General features: G+C 71.1%; 14 protein-coding genes. 10 read left to right on the top strand and 4 right to left on the bottom strand.

Annotated features, from left to right (window positions below; translation table 11 throughout):
* The 6 genes from Dsi01nite_RS00720 (at position 1) to Dsi01nite_RS00695 (ending at position 7,832) form a co-directional block, all read left to right on the top strand.
* Positions 1-1,737 (top strand): ABC transporter ATP-binding protein, encoded by a 1,737-nt coding sequence (locus Dsi01nite_RS00720; RefSeq protein WP_203843991.1) that lies wholly within the window; start codon positions 1-3, stop codon positions 1,735-1,737.
* Positions 1,734-3,710 carry an ABC transporter ATP-binding protein gene (locus Dsi01nite_RS00715; RefSeq protein WP_373318708.1) on the top strand — a complete coding sequence of 659 codons (1,977 nt, stop codon included), beginning with the start codon at positions 1,734-1,736 and terminating at the stop codon, positions 3,708-3,710. The genes Dsi01nite_RS00720 and Dsi01nite_RS00715 overlap by 4 nt, the downstream gene beginning before the upstream one ends.
* Before the next feature lie 478 nt (positions 3,711-4,188).
* Positions 4,189-4,854 carry an SMI1/KNR4 family protein gene (locus tag Dsi01nite_RS00710; RefSeq protein WP_203843990.1) on the top strand — a complete coding sequence of 222 codons (666 nt, stop codon included), beginning with the start codon at positions 4,189-4,191 and terminating at the stop codon, positions 4,852-4,854.
* A gap of 100 nt (positions 4,855-4,954) precedes the next feature.
* Entirely contained in the window at positions 4,955-5,374 is a 420-nt protein-coding gene (locus Dsi01nite_RS00705) for a YciI family protein (RefSeq protein ID WP_203843989.1), read from the top strand.
* Positions 5,347-6,879, top strand: a complete 1,533-nt coding sequence (locus Dsi01nite_RS00700) for an RNA polymerase sigma factor (protein WP_239135590.1) — start codon at positions 5,347-5,349, stop codon at positions 6,877-6,879. The genes Dsi01nite_RS00705 and Dsi01nite_RS00700 overlap by 28 nt, the downstream gene beginning before the upstream one ends.
* Before the next feature lie 107 nt (positions 6,880-6,986).
* Positions 6,987-7,832, top strand: coding sequence for an NAD-dependent epimerase/dehydratase family protein (locus tag Dsi01nite_RS00695; protein WP_203843988.1), 846 nt, complete (start codon positions 6,987-6,989; stop codon positions 7,830-7,832).
* Between the two features lie 52 nt (positions 7,833-7,884).
* Here the strand turns inward: Dsi01nite_RS00695 and Dsi01nite_RS00690 are convergent, their stop codons facing one another.
* The 3 genes from Dsi01nite_RS00690 to Dsi01nite_RS00680 are packed head-to-tail and all read right to left on the bottom strand — an operon-like array spanning position 7,885 to position 11,092.
* Positions 7,885-8,424 (bottom strand): hypothetical protein, encoded by a 540-nt coding sequence (locus Dsi01nite_RS00690; RefSeq protein WP_203843987.1) that lies wholly within the window; start codon positions 8,422-8,424, stop codon positions 7,885-7,887.
* A 30-nt stretch (positions 8,425-8,454) separates the two neighbouring features.
* On the bottom strand, positions 8,455-10,095 hold the full coding sequence (gene pgi, locus Dsi01nite_RS00685; RefSeq protein ID WP_203843986.1) for a glucose-6-phosphate isomerase: 1,641 nt from the start codon (positions 10,093-10,095) through the stop codon (positions 8,455-8,457).
* A gap of 28 nt (positions 10,096-10,123) precedes the next feature.
* Positions 10,124-11,092, bottom strand: coding sequence for a sulfite exporter TauE/SafE family protein (locus Dsi01nite_RS00680; RefSeq protein ID WP_203843985.1), 969 nt, complete (start codon positions 11,090-11,092; stop codon positions 10,124-10,126).
* Between the two features lie 84 nt (positions 11,093-11,176).
* Between Dsi01nite_RS00680 and Dsi01nite_RS00675 the strand changes: the two genes are divergently transcribed.
* Positions 11,177-11,731 (top strand): hypothetical protein, encoded by a 555-nt coding sequence (locus Dsi01nite_RS00675; RefSeq protein ID WP_203843984.1) that lies wholly within the window; start codon positions 11,177-11,179, stop codon positions 11,729-11,731.
* A gap of 15 nt (positions 11,732-11,746) precedes the next feature.
* On the top strand, positions 11,747-12,310 hold the full coding sequence (locus Dsi01nite_RS00670) for a hypothetical protein (RefSeq protein WP_203843983.1): 564 nt from the start codon (positions 11,747-11,749) through the stop codon (positions 12,308-12,310).
* On the opposite strand, the gene Dsi01nite_RS00665 is transcribed toward Dsi01nite_RS00670, so the two are convergent.
* Complete coding sequence (locus Dsi01nite_RS00665; RefSeq protein ID WP_239135589.1) at positions 12,278-13,918, bottom strand: methyl-accepting chemotaxis protein; 1,641 nt, start codon at positions 13,916-13,918, stop codon at positions 12,278-12,280. The genes Dsi01nite_RS00670 and Dsi01nite_RS00665 overlap by 33 nt on opposite strands.
* A 258-nt stretch (positions 13,919-14,176) precedes the next feature.
* Between Dsi01nite_RS00665 and Dsi01nite_RS00660 the strand changes: the two genes are divergently transcribed.
* Together Dsi01nite_RS00660 and Dsi01nite_RS00655 are read left to right on the top strand one after the other, a co-directional pair.
* Entirely contained in the window at positions 14,177-16,234 is a 2,058-nt protein-coding gene (locus tag Dsi01nite_RS00660; RefSeq protein ID WP_203843982.1) for a DNA gyrase/topoisomerase IV subunit B, read from the top strand.
* A gap of 23 nt (positions 16,235-16,257) precedes the next feature.
* Positions 16,258-18,744 carry a DNA gyrase/topoisomerase IV subunit A gene (locus Dsi01nite_RS00655; protein WP_203843981.1) on the top strand — a complete coding sequence of 829 codons (2,487 nt, stop codon included), beginning with the start codon at positions 16,258-16,260 and terminating at the stop codon, positions 18,742-18,744.
* The last annotated feature ends 53 nt before the right edge of the window (positions 18,745-18,797 follow it).

The following is an 18,797-nucleotide window of genomic DNA, read 5'->3' as shown; positions in this document are numbered from 1 at the left end:
ATGCTCATCCAACTGCTCAAAACCTATCTTCGGCCCTACAAACGGCCGATCACGCTGGTGGTGCTGCTGCAACTGGTGCAGACCCTGGCGACGCTGTATCTGCCGACCCTCAACGCCGACATCATCGACGGTGGCGTCGTCACCGGCGACACCGGTTACATCATGCGCATCGGCGGCTGGATGCTCGCCGTCACCGCCGTGCAGATCGTGTGCTCCGCGGCCGCGGTCTACTTCGGCGCCCGCACCGCGATGGCGCTGGGCCGTGACGTGCGCGCCGGCATCTTCGCCCACGTGCAGGAGCTCTCCACGCGGGAGGTCGGGCAGTTCGGCGCGCCGTCGCTGATCACCCGCACCACCAACGACATCCAGCAGGTCCAGATGCTGGTGCTGATGACCTTCACGCTGATGGTGTCCGCACCGATCATGTGCGTCGGCGGCATCATCCTCGCGCTCGTGCAGGACGTGCCGCTCTCGGCGCTGCTGCTGGTCGTCGTGCCGATCCTGGTCGGGGTCATCTCCGTCATCGTGGTGCGGATGCGGCCGCTGTTCCGCACCATGCAGGTGCGCATCGACCTGGTCAACCGGGTCATCCGGGAGCAGATCACCGGCATCCGGGTGATCCGGGCCTTCGTCCGCGACGAGCACGAGCGGGTCCGCTTCGCCAAGACCAACGGCGACCTGCGCGACGTGTCACTCGCCGTCGGCCGGCTGATGTCGCTGATGTTCCCGACGGTGATGCTGGTCGTCAACGCCTCCAGCATCCTCGTGCTCTGGTTCGGCGCGCACCGCATCGACAGCGGCGGCATGCAGGTCGGGGCACTGACCGCGTTCCTGAGCTACCTCATGCAGATCCTGATGGCGGTGATGATGGCGACGTTCATGTTCGTCATGATCCCGCGGGCCGAGGTGTGCGCCGAGCGCATCCAGGAGGTCCTCACGACCGGGTCCAGCGTCGTGCCGCCGGCGAAGGCGGTCACGAGCCTGCCCCGCCACGGTGAGCTGGAGCTGCGCGGGGTCGAGTTCCGCTACCCGGGCGCGGAGTCGCCCGTCATCAGCGGCATCGACCTCACCGCCCGGCCCGGCGAGACGACCGCGATCATCGGCAGCACCGGCGCCGGCAAGACCACGCTGCTCAACCTCGTCCCGCGGCTGATGGACGCGACCGGCGGCACCGTGCTGGTCGACGGCGTCGACGTGCGCGACATCGACCCCGCGCTGCTGTCGGCGACGGTGAGCATGGTGCCGCAGAAGCCGTACCTGTTCTCCGGCACCGTCGCGTCCAACCTGCGCTACGGCCGGCCCGACGCGACCGACGCCGAGCTGTGGCGGGCTTTGGAGGTCGCCCAGGCCGCCGACTTCGTGCGGGCCATGCCCGAGGCGCTCGACGCGCCGATCGCGCAGGGCGGGACCAACGTCTCCGGCGGGCAGCGGCAGCGCCTCGCGATCGCCCGCACGCTCGTCGCCCGGCCCGAGGTCTACCTGTTCGACGACTCGTTCTCCGCCCTGGACTACGCGACCGACGCCGCGCTGCGCGACGCGCTGCGGGCCGAGATCGCCGACGCGACGGTCGTCATCGTGGCGCAGCGGGTCAGCACGATCCGCGACGCGCAGACCATCGTCGTGATCGACGAGGGCCGCGTGGTCGGCACCGGCACCCACACCGAACTCATGGACGGCAACGCGACCTACCGCGAGATCGTCCTGTCCCAGCTCACCGAGCAGGAGGCGGCGGCATGACCGGACCTGGACGCCCCGGCGGCGGATCGCGGCCCACGCCGCCCGCGTTCGGCCCCGGCAGAATGATGATGGGTGCCGGCGGGCCGCCGGCGAAGCTCGAGGACTTCAAGGGCTCCTCCAAGCGGCTGCTGCGGATGCTCGCACCGGACCGGCTGCTGGTCGCCGCGGTCCTCGTGTTCGGCATCGGCAGCGTCGTGCTGTCCGTCATCGGGCCGAGGTTGCTCGGCAAGGCCACCGACGTCATCTTCGAGGGCATCATCGGCCGGGAACTGCCGGCCGGCATCACCCAGGCCGAGGCGGTCGCCGGGGCGCGGGCACGCGGCCAGGACCGCTACGCCGACATGCTCGCCGCGATGGACCACGTCGTGCCCGGCCGCGGGATCGACTTCGATCGGCTCGAACGGGTCCTGCTGTGGGTCGCCGTCATCTACCTCGGCGCCTGGATCCTCGGCCTGCTCCAGGCCCGGCTCACCACGGTCATCGTGCAGCGCACCGTCTACCGGCTCCGCGAGCACGTCTCGGCGAAGCTGTCCCGGCTGCCGCTGAGCTACTTCGACCAGCAGCCCCGCGGCGAGGTCCTCAGCCGCGCCACCAACGACACCGACAACATCGCCATGACCCTGCAGCAGTCGATGAGCATGCTGCTCACGTCCCTGCTGACGATCGTCGGCGTCCTGGGCATGATGTTCTGGATCTCGCCGCTGCTCGCGATCATCGCCCTGGTCACGGTGCCGGTGTCGGTGCTCATCACGATGCGCATCGGCAAGCGGTCCCAGCCGCAGTTCGTCAAGCAGTGGGCGTCCACCGGCAAGCTCAACGGCCACATCGAGGAGATGTTCACCGGGCACTCCGTGGTGAAGATCTTCGGCCGCCAGGCCGAGGCCGCGAAGACGTTCGAGGAGCACAACGAGGCGCTCTACACGGCGTCGTTCCGGGCCCAGTTCATCTCCGGGCTGATCCAGCCCGCGATGATGTTCATCGGCAACCTCAACTACGTCCTCGTCGCCGTCGTCGGCGGGCTGCGGGTCGCGTCCGGGTCATTGTCCCTCGGCGACGTGCAGGCGTTCATCCAGTACTCCCGCCAGTTCAGCCAGCCCCTGACCCAGGTCGCGAGCATGGCCAACCTGGTGCAGTCCGGCGTCGCCTCCGCCGAACGGGTCTTCCAGCTCCTGGACGCCGCCGAGCAGTCGCCGGACCCGGTCAAGCCGTCCCGGCCCGCCCAGGTGCGGGGCAAGGTCACGTTCGAGGGGGTGTCGTTCCGCTACAAGCACGACGAGCCCCTCATCGAGGACCTCACGCTCACCGTCGAGCCCGGCCAGACGGTCGCGATCGTCGGTCCCACCGGTGCAGGCAAGACCACGCTCGTCAACCTCGTCATGCGCTTCTACGACCTGACCGCCGGCCGCATCCTCCTCGACGACGTCGACATCGCCACGATGACCCGCGACGACCTCCGCGAGCAGATCGGCATGGTCCTGCAGGACACGTGGCTCTTCCAGGGCACCATCGCGGAGAACCTCGCCTACGGCGCCGACCACCCGACCCACGACAAGGTCGTCGCCGCGGCCGAGACGGCCCACGCCGACCGGTTCGTCCGCACCCTCCCCGACGGCTACGACACCGTCATCGACGAGGAGGGCGCCGGCGTCTCGGCGGGCGAGAAGCAGCTCATCACGATCGCCCGAGCGTTCCTCGCCGAGCCGACGATCCTCATCCTCGACGAGGCCACCAGCTCCGTCGACACCCGCACCGAGGTCCTCATCCAGCGTGCCATGAGCACGCTGCGGGCCGGCCGGACGAGCTTCGTCATCGCCCACCGCCTCTCCACCATCCGCGACGCCGACCTGATCCTCGTCATGGAGCACGGCACGATCGTGGAGCAGGGGACACACGAGTCGCTGCTCGCGTCCGGCGGCGCGTATGCGCGGCTGTATTCCGCACAGTTCGCCGCGGCGGCCGTCGAGGTCGACTGACCCGGCTTCCTCCGATCCACCCTCACGCCGTGTATTTGGCCGTGGGGGTGGATCGGCGCTGGTTGCGGTTCGCGGTTCTGGTCGGCATGACCTTCAGATATTCACGTTCGCGCAAGGGGACTTCGGGGCTCCCGCCCGGCCGCTGGCGCGTCCGTGCGACAGGGTGGCGTGGTCCCGGTCCGTGCCGTCTCGCGGTGATCCCAAGCCAGGTCCGCACTCACAGGATCCAGCGCCGTCGAGGTCATCATTCGGTGCTACAACACCGCCGCCGGCCACAAAAGCCGCAATCCCCCCGACCCGCCCACGCCGGACCCGACGCTTCGAACTACCTGGTTGATTGGTGGTCGCGGCCAGCCACCAATCAACCAGGTAGTTCAAGATTTCCGTTCCGGAGCGCTGGTACCACCCGGTCCAGTGGCCGCGACGGAGTGACAGGACGCCAGCCGCGTCGCGACATGACGACCGGTACGGTGTCGCGGTGGATGATGCCGACCCGGTGGAGCTGTGGTCCCGCCTGCGGGTCTGGGCATCGCGGTGGGAGCTGCCGCCGCCGGTGCTCAGCGCCGGCTGGCTGTGCCTGCCACCTGGGTACCGGGCCGCGGCCGTCGACGGTTGGATCGTGCGGCCGCTGTTCGAGCCGCCGGGCGACGACGACGCCGCGCGGGTGCTGGAGGAGCGCACGGGGCTCAGGGTGCCGGCGGACCTGCGGGCGCTGTATGCGGTGCACGGTGGCTCCTATGCGCCGCTGCTGCCGAATGGGATGTCGCTGCTGCCGTACGAGGCGATGCTGACCGCGTGGCAGTACTGGGCGACGCTGACCTCGCAGCATCCCGGCTGGACGCCGGAGCTCGCCGGGGACGGCACCCACTACCAGTGGTCGGTGCCGTGGTCGTGGCTGCCGGTCGCGGAGAACGACGACGGGATCATGGTGCTGGACTCCGCGCCCGGGCCGCGGGGGACGGCGGGGCAGGTGCTGTTTCCGACCGACCGGGTGGAGCGCGTGGTCGTGGCGAGTTCGGTCACCGACCTGCTGTGCCGCTGGCTCGCCGCCCTCGACAGCGGCGAGGTCCGGTTCGACCCGGCGCTCGGGCACGCGGTGCCGGTCGACCCCGCCCGGAGCTGCGCAGACGTGCTGCGGCGGTGACCGGAAAACTTTTTTGGGGGCCGTGTCGATCGGCGCCTGCGTCGTTCGACCTTGGGGTGAGAGGGTCGAGGAGCGACCCCGCTGGACGAGGAGAACGACGATGACGAAGTACATGCTGATCATGCGCGGCACGGACGAGTCGATGGCGAAGATGATGGAGACGCCGTTCGAGGAGATGCTGGAGACGGTGGGCCGGTTCAACGAGGAGCTGATCCGGGCCGGGGTGCTGGTCGCCGCCGAGGGCCTCGACGACCCGTCGCAGGGTGTGGTCGTGAGCTTCGACGGTGAGACGCCGCTGGTCACCGACGGGCCGTACGGGGAGACGAAGGAGCTGTTCGGCGGCTTCTACCTGCTGGACGTGGCGAGCAAGGAGGAGGCCGTCGAGTGGGCCAAGCGGCTCCCCGGTGGGCCCGGCACGAAGTGTGAGATCCGGCGGGTGCCGAGCATCGAGGAGTTCCCGCAGGACAACGAGTGGATCGTCAAGGAGCGGGCGTGGCGCGAGCAGACCGGCCAGCTCTGATGGTCGCGGCCACGGACGGCCCGCCGAGCGCCGAGCCGGCGCCGCGGGCCGTCGGGGCCCAGCCGCCCACCGGACAAAAGCCGCCTGTCGCACAAGAGCCGGCCGCCGCACAAGAGCCGGCCGCCGCACAAGAGCCGGCCGCCGCACAAGAGCCGGCCGCCGCACAAGAGCCGCCTGTCGCACAAGAGCCGGCCGAGGAGCGGAAGCCGCAGGCCGCGGAGCCCGAGCCGCGGGCGGTCGAGGCGGCGCGGCGGGCGGTCGAGGCGGTCTGGCGGATCGAGTCGGCGCGCATCGTGGGGGCGCTCGCCCGGTACACCGGGGACTTCGCGCTCGCCGAGGACGTCGCCCAGGAGGCGGTCGCGGAGGCCCTGGTCAGCTGGGCCCGGGAGGGCGCGCCGGACAACCCGGTGGGCTGGCTGCTGGCCACCGCGCGGCGGCGGGCCATCGACAGCTTCCGGCGGAGGTCGGCCCGCGACGACCGGTATGCGGCGCTCGCCGGCCAGCTCACCGAGGGTGAGGCCGCCACGGGGGCGGTGACGCCGGCGGGGCACGCGGACGAGCTGCCGTGGGACCCGGACCGCATCGACGACGACATCCTCGCGCTCATGTTCGTGGCGTGCCACCCGGTGCTCGCCCCCGAGGCCAGGGTCGCGCTGACGCTGCGGACCGTCGGCGGGCTGTCGAGCGAGGAGATCGCCCGGGCGTTCCTGGTGCCGGTGCCGACCGTGCAGGCGCGGATCACGCGGGCGAAGAAGACGATCGCCGCGGCCAAGGTGCCGTTCGAGGTGCCGCCGGCGCAGGAGCGGCGGGAGCGGCTCGGCGGGGTGCTCAGCGTGCTCTACGTGATCTTCACGGAGGGGGCGACCGCGACGGCCGGCGACGACCTGCTGCGGCCCGACCTCGCGTACGAGGCGATCCGGCTGGCGCGGATGCTGGCCGCGGTCCTGCCGGGGGAGCCGGAGGTGTACGGGCTGCTCGCGCTGTTCGAGCTGACCGCCGCCCGGTTCCCGGCGCGCACCGGGCCGGACGGTGAGGCGGTGCTGCTGGAGCACCAGGACCGGCGGCTGTGGGACCGTTCCGCGATCCGCCGTGGGCTCGCCGCGTTCGGCACCGCGGCCAAGACCGGGCTCGGCCCGTACGGGCTGCAGGCGGGGATCGCGGCCTGCCACGCGCGGGCGGCGTCGGTCGGGGAGACCGACTGGGACCACATCGTGCTGCTGTACGAGGCGCTCGGCCGGATCGCGCCCTCACCCGTCGTCGAGCTCAACCGGGCCGTCGCCGTGGCGATGGCCAGCGGCCCGCAGCTCGCCCTCGAGATCGTGGACGAGCTGGTGGCCACCGACCGGCTGCCGGGCTCGCACCTGCTGCCGGGGGTGCGGGGCGAGCTGCTCATCCGGCTCGGCCGCATCGCCGAGGCCCGCAACGAGCTGGAGCTGGCCGCCCGGCTGTGCCGCAACGTCCGCGAACGCGCGGTCCTCCTGCGCAAGGCGGAAGCCCTGGGCTGAAACATCACGGCTAACCCGGGAATAGCCTCGTCAGCGCCGCATTCCCGCCGGACGCGCGGTATTGGTCACGCTGCATCGCCACAAGAACCGGTCCTAGGCTCGGCCGCATGAAGATCGTATTGACCGGTGGGACCGGGTACATCGGCTCCGTGGTGCTGGAGCAGCTCGTCGCCGCGGGGCACGCCGTCACGGCGCTGGTGCGCAGTGACGAGGCCGCCGCGAAGGTCCGCAAGGCGGGCGCGGAGCCGGCCGTCGGGGACCTCTACGACACCGCGTGGACGGCCAGGCTGTTCGCGGCGGCCGACGGCGTGGTGCACACCGCGGCCCCCGGCGACGGGACCAGCGAGCAGTTCGACCGCGCGGTCGTGGAGGCGGCGGTCGAGGCGCTGTCCGGGACCGGTAAGCCGTATGTGCACACCAGCGGGATCTGGGTGTACGGCGACAACGCCGACATCGCGGAGGACTCGCCGTTCGCGCCCCCGGCGCTGACCGCGTGGCGGCTGGCGGTCGAGCGGTCGGTGCTCGACGCGGACCTGGTGGCCACGATCGTGGCCCCCGGGATCGTCTACGGCCACGGCGGCGGCATCCCGGCCGGGGTGCTCGCGCCGGGACGGGACGAGCAGGGCCGGGTCCGGCTGGTCGGCGACGGCACCCAGCGCTGGACGACCGTGCACGTCGAGGACGTGGCGGCGCTGTACGTCGCCGTGGTCGAACGCGGCGAGCGGCTGGGGCACGTGGTCGCCGCCTCCGGGGTGAACCCGACGGTCCGCGAGGTCGCCGAGGCCGTCGGCGCCGGGGTGGCGCCGGAGAGCGTCGAGGCGTCCCGGGCCCGGTTCGGTCCCCTGTTCGCCGACGCGCTGCTGCTGGACCAGCAGGCCACCGGCGCGAAGGCGCGCTCGCTCGGCTGGACCCCGACCCGGCCGACCCTCGTGGAGGAGCTGGCCGGAGCCTGACGCCGCGGCCGGGCCGGTCGCCGGCGGCGACCGGCACGCCGCGAAACCACCGTCACGTCCGGCGGCGCCGGCGGGGCGGGACGCCGAACAGTGGCATGCGCCAGAGGGGCAGGTCGATGACGGTCTGGCCGGACAGGGTCAGCATCCGGCGCATGCTCAGGCGGATCAGGGCGTGCACGACGTAGAACAGCCAGCCGGCGAAGGGCAGCTCGATCAGCAGGGCGGTGGCGAGGCTGACCCAGCGGTCCGGGCCGGCCGCGGTCATGATGTCGAACCAGGCGTCGCAGGCCAGGAGCGTGGCGCTGACGATCGCGGTCAGCACCACGATCTGGCGGCGGCGCACCGCCGCCCACGCGGTGACGGCGAGAGCGGCGGCGAGGACCAGGTCGAAGCCGACCCAGGTGGTGCGCCAGTGACCGGCCAGGTAGCGCGGCGGCAGCGTCCACGCCAGCGCCGCCACCCACGGGATCATGAGCAGGGCGGCGGTGACGACCACGACGACGAACCGGCGCCGGGCCTGCTCGTCGGCGTGCGGTACGGGCGCCAGGCGGGTGAGGCGCCGGGCCAGGTCGGCCCGCTCGGACGGGGACATCCGAGCGAGCTCGTCGTCGGTGACCGGCACTCAGCGGCCGCGTTGCGCCCGGTAGCGGTTGACCAGGGCGGCGGTCGAGGAGTCCAGCGCGGACGTGTCGCCGGCGGCGCTGGTGAGGGCGGGTTCGATCCGCTTGGCGAGGACCTTGCCGAGTTCGACGCCCCACTGGTCGAAGGAGTCGATGTCCCAGATCGCGCCCTGGACGAAGACCTTGTGCTCATACAGGGCGATCAGCTGACCGAGCACGCCGGGGGTGAGCTTGTCGGCGAGGATGGTGGTGGTCGGCCGGTCGCCGCGGAACGTGCGGTGCGGGACCTCCTCGGCGGCGACGCCCTCCTTCGCGACCTCGTCGGACGTCTTGCCGAACGCGAGCGCCTGGCCCTGCGCGAACAGGTTGGCCATCAGCAGGTCGTGCTGGTCGGCGAAGACGCCGAGACCCGGCGCCGGCTGCGCGAAGCCGATGAGGTCGGCCGGGATGAGCATCGTGCCCTGGTGGATCAGCTGGTAGTACGCGTGCTGGCCGTTGGTGCCGGGGGTGCCCCACACGACCGGGCCCGTCTGCCACTCGACCGGGTGGCCGTCGTGGTCGACGGACTTGCCGTTGGACTCCATGTCCAGCTGCTGCAGGTACGCGGTGAACCGGGACAGGTAGTGGCTGTAGGGGAGCACGGCGTGGGTCTGCGCGTCGTGGAAGTTGCGGTACCAGATGCCGAGCAGCCCGAGCAGCAACGGCGCGTTCTCCTCCGGCGGCGCGGTGCGGAAGTGCTCGTCCATGGCGTGGAAGCCGTCGAGCATCTCCCGGAAGCCGTCCGGTCCGAGCGCGATCATCAGCGACAGGCCGATCGCGCTGTCGTAGGAGTACCGCCCACCGACCCAGTCCCAGAACTCGAACATGTTGGTCGTGTCGATGCCGAACTTCGCGACCTCGCCGGCGTTGGTCGACACCGCGACGAAGTGCTTGGCGACCGCGGCGTCGTCGCCGAACGCGTCGAGGATCCAGGTGCGGGCGGCGGTCGCGTTGGTGATCGTCTCGATCGTGGTGAACGTCTTGGACGACACGATGAACAGGGTCGTGGCCGGGTCGGCGGCCCGCACGGCCTCGTAGAGGTCGGCGCCGTCGACGTTGGAGACGAAGTGCATCTCCAGGTCGCGGTCGGTGTATCCGCGCAGCACCTCGTAGGCCATCGCGGGGCCGAGGTCGGAGCCGCCGATGCCGATGTTGACGATCGTGGTGATCCGCCGGCCGGTGAAGCCGGTCCACTCGCCGGAGCGGATCCGCTCGGCGAACGCCGCCATCCGGTCCAGCACGGCGTGCACCTTCGGCACCACGTTCTCACCGTCGACCTCGACGACCGCGCCGCGGGGCGCGCGCAGCGCGGTGTGCAGCACCGCCCGGTGCTCGGTGAAGTTGATCCGGTCGCCGCGGAACATGGCGTCGCGCAGCTCGCCCACCCCGCGCGCCGCGGCGAGGTCGCGCAGCAGGCCGAGGGTCTCGCCGGTGACGAGGTGCTTGCCGTAGTCGAGATACAGGTCGCCGACCCGCAGGGCGTACTTCTCACCGCGCCCGGGGTCGTCGGCGAACAGGTCCCGCAGGTGCACCTCACCCAGCTCGGCGCGGTGTTTCGCCAGCGCAGCCCATTCGGGCAGCTGATTGGGTCGGCCGTGAGACATCAAGCACTCCTTCAGCGAGGTCACACTCTCACTGGGATTGTGCCCCTTTCGCATCCGTCTCGTCCTCCGTGCGCCGATCTTGCGATTGGTCCCACCCCGTGAGGGCCGCCCCGACCGGTTCGGCCGGCGGTGCCGGTACACCCGCCGAAACTGTCGACCGTCGACGGATCGCGATCACGACCGCCGCGACGGTTGCCGCCGCGACCACGGCGCCGACGACGGCGGTGGGCACCTCGAACAGTTTCAGCGCGCTGGCGATCAGCACGATGACCAGGGCGGCCCGCACGACGCCGGCCGGCGCCCGGGACGACAGCCGCGCGCCGATGAGCACGCCGGGCACGGATCCGACCAGGACGGCGGCGGCGAGGTCGAGCTTCAGGTCGCCGAAGATCGCGTGGCCCAGCGCGGCCGCGGCGACCAGGGGGATGGCCTGCACGAGGTCGGTGCCGACGAGGTCGTTCGGGCGCAGCATCGGATACAACGCGAGCAGGATCACAATGATGAGCGAGCCGGACCCGACCGAGGTCATCCCCACGACCACCCCGCCGAGGGCGCCGAGCAGCACCGTCGGGACGGGTCTGATGGTGATCTCTTCCGCTACATCCTGTTTGTTCCGATTTCGGCCGGTGTACGCCTTGATCAGCAGACCCACGACGGCGAGCATCAGCGCGACGCCGAGCGCCACGCGGACGACGTCCTGCACCGACTCGCCGTCCCCGAGCGCCCGCATGATCAGGACTCCGGTGAACGCCGCGGGCACGCTGCCCAGGCACAGCCACCGCACCAGCGCCCAGTTGACGGTGCCGCGGCGGGCGTGCACCCAGCCGCCGAACGGCTTCATCACCGCGCTCGCCGCCAGGTCGCTGGAGACCGCCGCCAGGGGAGGGATCCCGAAGAACAGCACCAGGATGGGGGTCATCAGCGCGCCGCCACCCATACCGGTGAGGCCGACGACGACGCCGACACCGAGCCCGGCCAGGGCCATCACAGGATCCACCGGGGAATTGTGCACTATGCCGGTCGCTTTTGCCGGTTCGAAACGGGGCTGCGGTGGCGAGGGGCACTTGGTTAGCGTGTGGCAATGCAGGTGCGCACGCAGGTCCGGCTGGTGTTCTGGTCCGTCGTCGCGATCGCGGCACTGCTCGTGCTCGACGCCGCCATGACCGCGGTGGTGCGGCGCAACCTGCTGCACCTGGACACCCGGCTCATGTCCCCGCGCTCCCTCGAGCAGGTCAAGGCCGACTACACCAACAACCTGCTGGTGGCATCCGTCGGAGCGGTGCTGATGGTGGCGCTGGCGCTGGTCGTGCACCGGCACAGCCCGAAGATCAGGGCCGCGATCTGGATCATCGGGCCGCTGCTCGGCCTGGCCCTGCTGTGCGGGCTCGTCGGCGGACCCGAGTGGGCGGTCGCCCCGACCGGCGAGGAGCCCGAGCTGCTGCGGCAGGAATACGCGAAGGCCGTGCCGGAGTGGTACCTGTGGGTGCACGGCACCGCCGAGCTCTTCGCGGCCGGCCTGCTGTTCTTCATCGCCGGCTTCGTCACCCGCGGCGATCTGCGCGAGTACTACCTCGAGGAGCCCACCGGCGACGGCGGAGGCACCTACCGTTCGTGGATCGACCGCACCAGTGCCTGACCGTATCCTGCTCGCGTGACCAATCCTCAGCCGCCGTCGTGGCGTGGGGCGCCGCCGGCGCCTCGCAGGCAGATCCCGGGCGACCTGCCGTTCGTGGTGCGGCGCAGCGCCGGGCGGCTGTCGGTGTCCATGGGATCGGTGTTCGCGCTGATCTGGGCACTGTTGACCGGCCAGCTGGCGTTCGGCCTGCTCGCGGGCGAGTCCCAGGACCGCACCGGCGGCGACGTGGTCGCCGTGGTGGTCGGCGGGTTCTGCGCCGCCGTCATTTTCGCGGTGGCCGCGCTGATCGTGGTCCGGATCATCCTGAGCAACGGCCCGGTGCTCGCGCTCGACCACTCCGGTCTCTGGATCAAGAACTCGCAGGCCGTGTGGGGCAAGGCCGTCTGGATCCCCTGGGAGTCCGTCGAGCGGGTCGCCCGGCGCCGGTTCCTGGGCGCCCGGATGATCGCCGTCTTCGCGGGCCGGGTTCGCTACCTGGCGCCGCTGCGGCTCAACGACCGCACCGAATCGGAGATCCTCGGCGCCCTCGCGCAGTTCGGCGGTCGTTCAGTACTTGAACCTCGAGACCAGCCCTCGTAGCTCGTCGGACAGCGACGCCAGGTCCGCGGCGGCCTGTCGGCTCTCGCCGGTGCTCTGCGCCGTGGCCTGCGCGGCCGTGGCGACCCCGCTGATGTGCGCGGCGATCTCCGCGCCGAGGTTGGCGGCCTCGCCGACGTTGCGGTTCATCTCGTTCGTCGTCGCGGTCTGCTCCTCCACGGCGCTGGCGATCGTCATCTGGTAGTCGTTGATCCGGGCGATGATGTCGCCGATCTCGCTGATCGCCTCGACCGCCCGGCCGGTGTCGGCCTGGATCGCCTCCACCCGCCGGGAGATGTCCTCGGTCGCCTTCGCCGTCTCCTGGGCCAGGTCCTTCACCTCGCCGGCGACGACCGCGAAGCCCTTGCCGGACTCGCCGGCCCGGGCGGCCTCGATGGTGGCGTTGAGGGCGAGCAGGTTGGTCTGCTCGGCGATGGACGTGATCGCCTTGATGACCGAGCTGATCTGCGCCGAGGACTCGCCGAGGCTCGCGATCGTCGCGTTCGTCGACTGCGCCACCGCCACGGCCTGCGCGGCCACCCGGGCGCCCTCGTTGGCGCTGGCGGAGATCTCGCGGATCGACGAGCCCATCTCGCCGGCGCCGGCGGAGACCGTCTGCATGTTGCGCGACACCTGGTCCGCGCTGTGCGCGGCGGAGCTCGCCTGGCTGCTGGCGGAGTCGGCGTTCACCGCGATGCGGTCACTGAGCGAGGTCAGCTGCGAGGAGTTGGACGACAGGGTGTCCGCGCTGGTCCGCAGCGCCCGGACGGTCTCCCGCACCGACTCGGTGGCCTGGTTGAGCGACGCCGCCATCTGCCCGACCTCGTCGCGGGACGTGACCGGCACGGTGTGGGTGAGGTCGCCCGCGGCCACCTTCGCCAGGGACTGCGACACGTCGCGCAGCGGCCGCACGATCCGCCGGGTGATGGCCGCGGCCAGCAGCACCGCCAGCAGCAACCCCACGACGATCACGATGACGATCAGGCGCACCGCCGCGTGGTAGGTGTCCGCGGTCGCCTTGACCTGCGCGTTCGCGTCGGCGACCTCGGCGTCGACGAGACGCTGCAACGACGCGTCCATCAGCTTCTGGCCGTCGTCGAACGCCTTGATCAGCGCCGGGATCTCCGTCGGGATGGTCAGGCCGGCCGGCGGCGGCTGGCGGAACGCGACCGTGTCGCGCAGGCCGCGGTACTGTGTGGCCGACTTCTCGAAGGCCTGGACCGCGTCCGCGTTGTGGCCGTGCTTCACTGAACGGTAGGCGGCGATCGAGTCATCGACGAGTTTGTCGTCGGAGTGGACCATCCGCACGAACTCCGCGACGCTGGGGCCCTGCCCGCCGCTGCCCGTGGTGGCGAAGTAGAAGGCCATGTCCGAGTACATCTTCTCGATGCCGCCGCGGGCCGCGTCCACGTGGCGCAGACCGTCGACGTTCTGCTCCTTGATCGTGGTGAGCCGGTCGTTGAGCGTGCTCATCCGCGTGATCGACAGGCCGCCGACGCCGATCGCCACGAGGATGACGATGACGACGGCGAGGTAGATCTTGCCGCCGACCCGCATGTCGTGGAAGGCGCGCAGGGGACCGGAACGCGACGGAGCTGTGGGAGCGGTCACGGCAGGAGCACCTCATTCGGCGAACGGCCAGGAAGTGGCGTGTGACCGGCACATCGGCGTGACCGGGCCGCACCTGAGGGGCAACTTGCCGGTCGGCTTTTGTCTGACGTTCCGGGCGGCTCCGTTTGGTTTCCGGGCGGCTTCGTTTGATTTTCCGGAGGCGGCGGGCACCACAACCGGCGAGGGTGCCACGGAATTGTCAGACCCTGCGGCTACGCTCGCGGGCAGCAGCGCACCAGATCATTGGAGAGCATCGAGTTGACCGCACAACCCGAGACCTTGTACGGGGCTGACGACCTCACGCTCCTCGAAGGGCTGGACGCTGTCCGCAAGCGGCCCGGCATGTACATCGGCTCGACCGACAGCCGCGGCGTCGCTCACCTGTTCAACGAGATCGTCGACAACTCCACCGACGAGGGCATCGCGGGCCACGCGACCCGCGTCGAGGTGACCCTGCACGCCGACGGTTCCGTCCAGGTCGACGACGACGGTCGTGGCATCCCCGTCGGCGTGCACGCGAAGTCGGGCATGTCCGGGGTCGAGCTGGTGCTGACCCGGCTGCACGCCGGCGGCAAGTTCGGCGGGTCGGGCTACAAGACCTCCGGCGGCCTGCACGGCGTCGGCGCGTCCGCGGTCAACGCCCTGTCGCACCGCTTCGACGTCACCGTGCGCCGCGACGGCAAGGTCCACCACATGGCCTTCCAGCACGGCGTCCCCGGCGACTTCGACGGCACCGGACCGGCCGCGCCGTTCACCCGCCGCTCGGGGCTCAGCGTCACCGGCCGGATGAAGCGGGGCCAGTCCGCCGGCACGTCGATCCGCTACTGGCACGACGCCCGCTACTTCGAGACCGGCGCCACGCTCGACGTCGAGACGGTCCGCACCAAGCTGCGCAACACCGCGTTCCTCGTCCCCGGCGTGGCCTATGTGCTCAAGGACGCGACCGGCGGGCAGATCGCGACCGAGACGTTCCAATATCCCAACGGCCTCGCCGACATGGTCGAGTTCCTGGCGCCGTCCGGCGACCGGGCCGTCTGCGGCATGCTGCACATCACCGGCGAGGGCACCTACAAGGAGAACGCCGCCGACGAGAACGGCGTGATGAAGGCCAACGTCGAGCGCCGCGCCGAGATCGAGATCGCGCTGCGCTGGGGCACCGGCTATGAGCGGATCGTGGAGTCGTTCACCAACACGATCCGCAACGTGCACGGCGGCACGCACCGCCGCGGCTTCGAGCGCGGCGCGCTGCGGGCGCTCGCCGACGCGATCCGCAACACCCGCGGCCTGCTGCGGCCGAAGGAGGACCTGCCGACCCTCGACGACGTGCTCGAGGGCATGACGGCGGTCATCCACGTGCGGATCCCCGAGCCGCAGTTCACGTCGCAGACCAAGGACGAGCTGTCCACGGCGCCGGTCACCCGGGTCGTGCAGGCGATCGTCGAGCAGCAGGTGAAGGCGTGGGTCGAGGCCCGCAAGACCAAGGTCGAGGCCCGCACCGTCCTGCAGAAGATCGTCGACGCGGCGCGGGTGCGCCTCACCCAGAAGCAGCAGAAGGACGCCGCCCGGCGCAAGACGGCGCTTGAAGGCGCGTCGATGCCGGCGAAACTGGTCGACTGCCGCTCCACCGGCGTGCAGCGCAGCGAGCTGTTCATCGTCGAGGGCGACAGCGCCCTCGGCACCGCCCGGATGGCCCGCTCCTCGGAGTATCAGGCGCTGCTGCCGATCCGCGGCAAGATCCTCAACGTGCAGAAGGCCAACATCCAGCAGGTCCTGGACAACGCGGAGTGCTCCGCGATCGTGCAGGTGCTCGGCGCCGGCTCCGGCCGCACGTTCGACCTCGAGTCGATGCGCTACGGGCGAATCCTGATCATGGCCGACGCCGACGTCGACGGCTCGCACATCCGCACGCTGCTCATCACGCTGTTCGCCAAGTACATGCGCCCGGCGATCGCCGACGGCCGGCTCTACGCCGCCGTCCCGCCCCTGCACAAGATCGTCACCAAGGGCCGCAACCCCGAGACGATCTACACGTACACGCAGCAGGAGATGGTCAGCACCGTCACCCGGCTGGAGAAGGCCAACAAGCAGGTCGTCACGCCGATCCCGCGGTTCAAGGGTCTCGGTGAGATGGACGCCGACGAGCTGTGGGACACGACGATGAACCCGGCGACCCGGGCCGTGCGGCGCATCACCCTCGACGACGTCGAGAAGGCCGAAGAGGTCCTCGAGCTGCTCATGGGTGAGCGGGTCGAGCCCCGCCGCAACTGGCTCATCGACGCCGCGCCGCGGGTCGACCAAGAGAACATCGACGCCTGAGTCAGGAAGGGTAGTTCGCCGACATGGCACGCAAGGCCACACCAGTGAAGGCCGACCTGTCCGCTTTCGACCAGGCGGGTGCGCGGGTCCTCAACAACCCGCTCATCACCGAGGTCGAGGACTCCTACCTGGAGTATGCGTATTCGGTCATCCACTCCCGTGCGCTGCCCGACGCGCGGGACGGCCTCAAGCCGGTGCACCGCCGGATCCTGTTCTCGATGAGCGAGCAGGGGCACCGCCCCGACCGCGGCCACGTCAAGTCGTCCCGCGTCGTCGGTGACGTCATGGGTAAGTACCACCCTCACGGCGACAGCGCGATCTACGACGCGATGGTCCGCATGGCACAGGACTTCTCGCTCAACGTGCCCCTCATCGACGGCCACGGCAACTTCGGCTCCCCGGACGACGGACCGGCCGCCTCGCGGTACACCGAGGCCAGGATGTCGCGGGAGGCGATGCTGCTCGTCGGCGAGCTCGACGAGGGCACCGTGGACTTCCGGCCCAACTACGACGGCTCCCTCGAGGAGCCGTCGGTGCTGCCGGCCGCGTTCCCCAACCTGCTGGTCAACGGTTCCTCGGGCATCGCCGTCGGCATGGCCACCAACATGATCCCGCACAACCTCGGCGAGGTCGTCGCCGCGGCCCGCTGGCTCATCAACCACCCGACCGCCACCCTGGACAAGCTCATGGAGTTCGTCCCCGGCCCGGACCTGCCGACCGGTGGGCTGCTGCTGGGCCTCGACGAGGTCCGCCGCGCCTACGAGACCGGCCGCGGCGTGGTGCGCATGCGCGGCCGGATCGAGATCGGCCTGCTCGAGGGCAGCCGCGGCCGGCAGGCGATCACCGTCACCGAGCTGCCCTACGGCATCGGCGCCGAGAAGGTCATCGAGAAGATCACCGACGAGGTCAACAAGACCAAGCGCCTGCAGGGCATCGCCGACGTCAAGGACCTCACCGACCGGGAGAACGGCACCAGGCTGGTCATCGAGTGCAAGGTCGGCGTCAACCCGCAGGCCCTGCTCGCCGACCTCTACCGGCTGACCCCGCTGGAGCAGTCCTTCGGCGTCAACAACCTCGTCCTCGTCGACGGCCAGCCGCAGACCCTCGGCCTCAAGCCCCTGCTCGAGGTGTTCCTCGCGCACCGCTACGAGGTCGTGACCCGCCGCACCGAGTTCCGCCGCAAGAAGCGCCAGGACCGGCTGCACCTCGTCGACGGCCTGCTCGTCGCGCTGCTGGACATCGACCGGGTCGTGGCCATCATCCGTGCCAGCGACAACGCGGCCGCGGCCAAGGCGTCGCTGATGAGCGAGTTCGGCCTCACCGACATCCAGGCCACCTACATCCTGGACACCCCGCTGCGCCGCCTCACCCGCTTCGACCGCATCGAGCTTGAGGCCGAGCAGGCCCGCCTCAACGAGGAGATCGCCGCGCTCAGCCAGATCCTCGACGACGAGAAGGTCCTCAAGAAGGTCGTCTCCGACGAGCTCGCCGCCGTCGTCAAGGAGTTCGCCCAGCCGCGCCGCACCACCCTCATCGACGGTGACCTCAAGGAGGTCCTCGCCGCGTCCGTCCCCGCCGGCCCCCTCGAGGTGTCCGACGACCCGTGCCAGGTCCTGCTGTCCAGCACCGGCCTCGTCGCCCGCACCGCCGCCGAGTCGGAGGAGGCCCCCGAGGGCAGCCGCAAGGCCGGCCGCGACAAGCACGACACCGTCCGCGCCGTCGTGCACACCACGGCCCGCGGCCAGGTCCTGCTCGTCACGAGCCTCGGCCGGGCGTTCAAGGTCGACGTCCTGCCCCTGCCGGTCCTGCCCGAGCAGACCGGCACCGTCTCCCTGCGCGGCGGCATGTCCACCGCCGAGCTCGTCCCGCTCCAGGCCGGCGAGACCGTCGTCACCCTCGCCCCGCTCGGCGGCCCGGGCGCCGAAGGCTCACCAGGCCTCGCCCTCGGCACCCGCAACGGCATGGTGAAGATCTGCGCCCCCGAGTGGCCGGTCCGCGCCGACGAGTTCGAGGTCATCGGCCTCCGCGAAGGCGACGAGGTCGTCGGCGCCACCTGGCTCGGCGACGGCGCCGAGACCCTCGCGTTCGTCACCTCCGACGCGTCGCTGCTGCGCTTCCCGGCCAAGCTCGTGCGCCCCCAGGGCCTCAAGGGCGGCGGCATGGCCGGCATCGCCCTCGCCGACGGCGTCCAGGTCCTCTTCTTCGGCGCCGTCACCACCCACGACCCGCAGCACGGCGAGCCCATGGTCGTCACCGCCACCATCGGCAACGCCAAGATGACCCCGCTGCGCCTCTACCCGGCGAAGGGCCGGGCCACGGGCGGCGTCCGCGCCCAGCGCTTCCTCAAGGGCGAGACCCACCTGGTCCTCGCCTGGGTCGGCCCCCGCCCCGCCGCCTCCTCCACCAAGGGCGAGCCCCGCGACCTGCCCGCCCCCGACCAGCGCCGCGACGGCTCCGGCGCCCAGCTGCGCGCCCCGGAGATCGTCGGCCACCTCGTCGAACGCGGCTGACCCCGCCCCGCCCGCACCGGCCGCCGCCCCATCGTCCTGAGGCGGCGGCTACC

It is taken from the genome of Dactylosporangium siamense (genome assembly GCF_016862795.1).
GTDB lineage: Bacteria > Actinomycetota > Actinomycetes > Mycobacteriales > Micromonosporaceae > Dactylosporangium > Dactylosporangium siamense.
Note: the sequence above shows the minus strand (reverse complement) of the source record. Positions and strands in the feature narration are given on the sequence as shown.

What these genes read in the sequence shown, in the direction of transcription:
- pgi (WP_203843986.1), bottom strand. Translation starts at nt 10,095, where the DNA reads ATGTCTCACGGCCGACCCAATCAGCTGCCCGAATGGGCTGCGCTGGCG.
- Dsi01nite_RS00720 (WP_203843991.1), top strand. Translation starts at nt 1, where the DNA reads ATGCTCATCCAACTGCTCAAAACCTATCTTCGGCCCTACAAACGGCCG.
- Dsi01nite_RS00690 (WP_203843987.1), bottom strand. Translation starts at nt 8,424, where the DNA reads ATGTCCCCGTCCGAGCGGGCCGACCTGGCCCGGCGCCTCACCCGCCTG.
- Dsi01nite_RS00655 (WP_203843981.1), top strand. Translation starts at nt 16,258, where the DNA reads ATGGCACGCAAGGCCACACCAGTGAAGGCCGACCTGTCCGCTTTCGAC.
- Dsi01nite_RS00675 (WP_203843984.1), top strand. Translation starts at nt 11,177, where the DNA reads ATGCAGGTGCGCACGCAGGTCCGGCTGGTGTTCTGGTCCGTCGTCGCG.
- Dsi01nite_RS00705 (WP_203843989.1), top strand. Translation starts at nt 4,955, where the DNA reads ATGACGAAGTACATGCTGATCATGCGCGGCACGGACGAGTCGATGGCG.
- Dsi01nite_RS00695 (WP_203843988.1), top strand. Translation starts at nt 6,987, where the DNA reads ATGAAGATCGTATTGACCGGTGGGACCGGGTACATCGGCTCCGTGGTG.
- Dsi01nite_RS00715 (WP_373318708.1), top strand. Translation starts at nt 1,734, where the DNA reads ATGACCGGACCTGGACGCCCCGGCGGCGGATCGCGGCCCACGCCGCCC.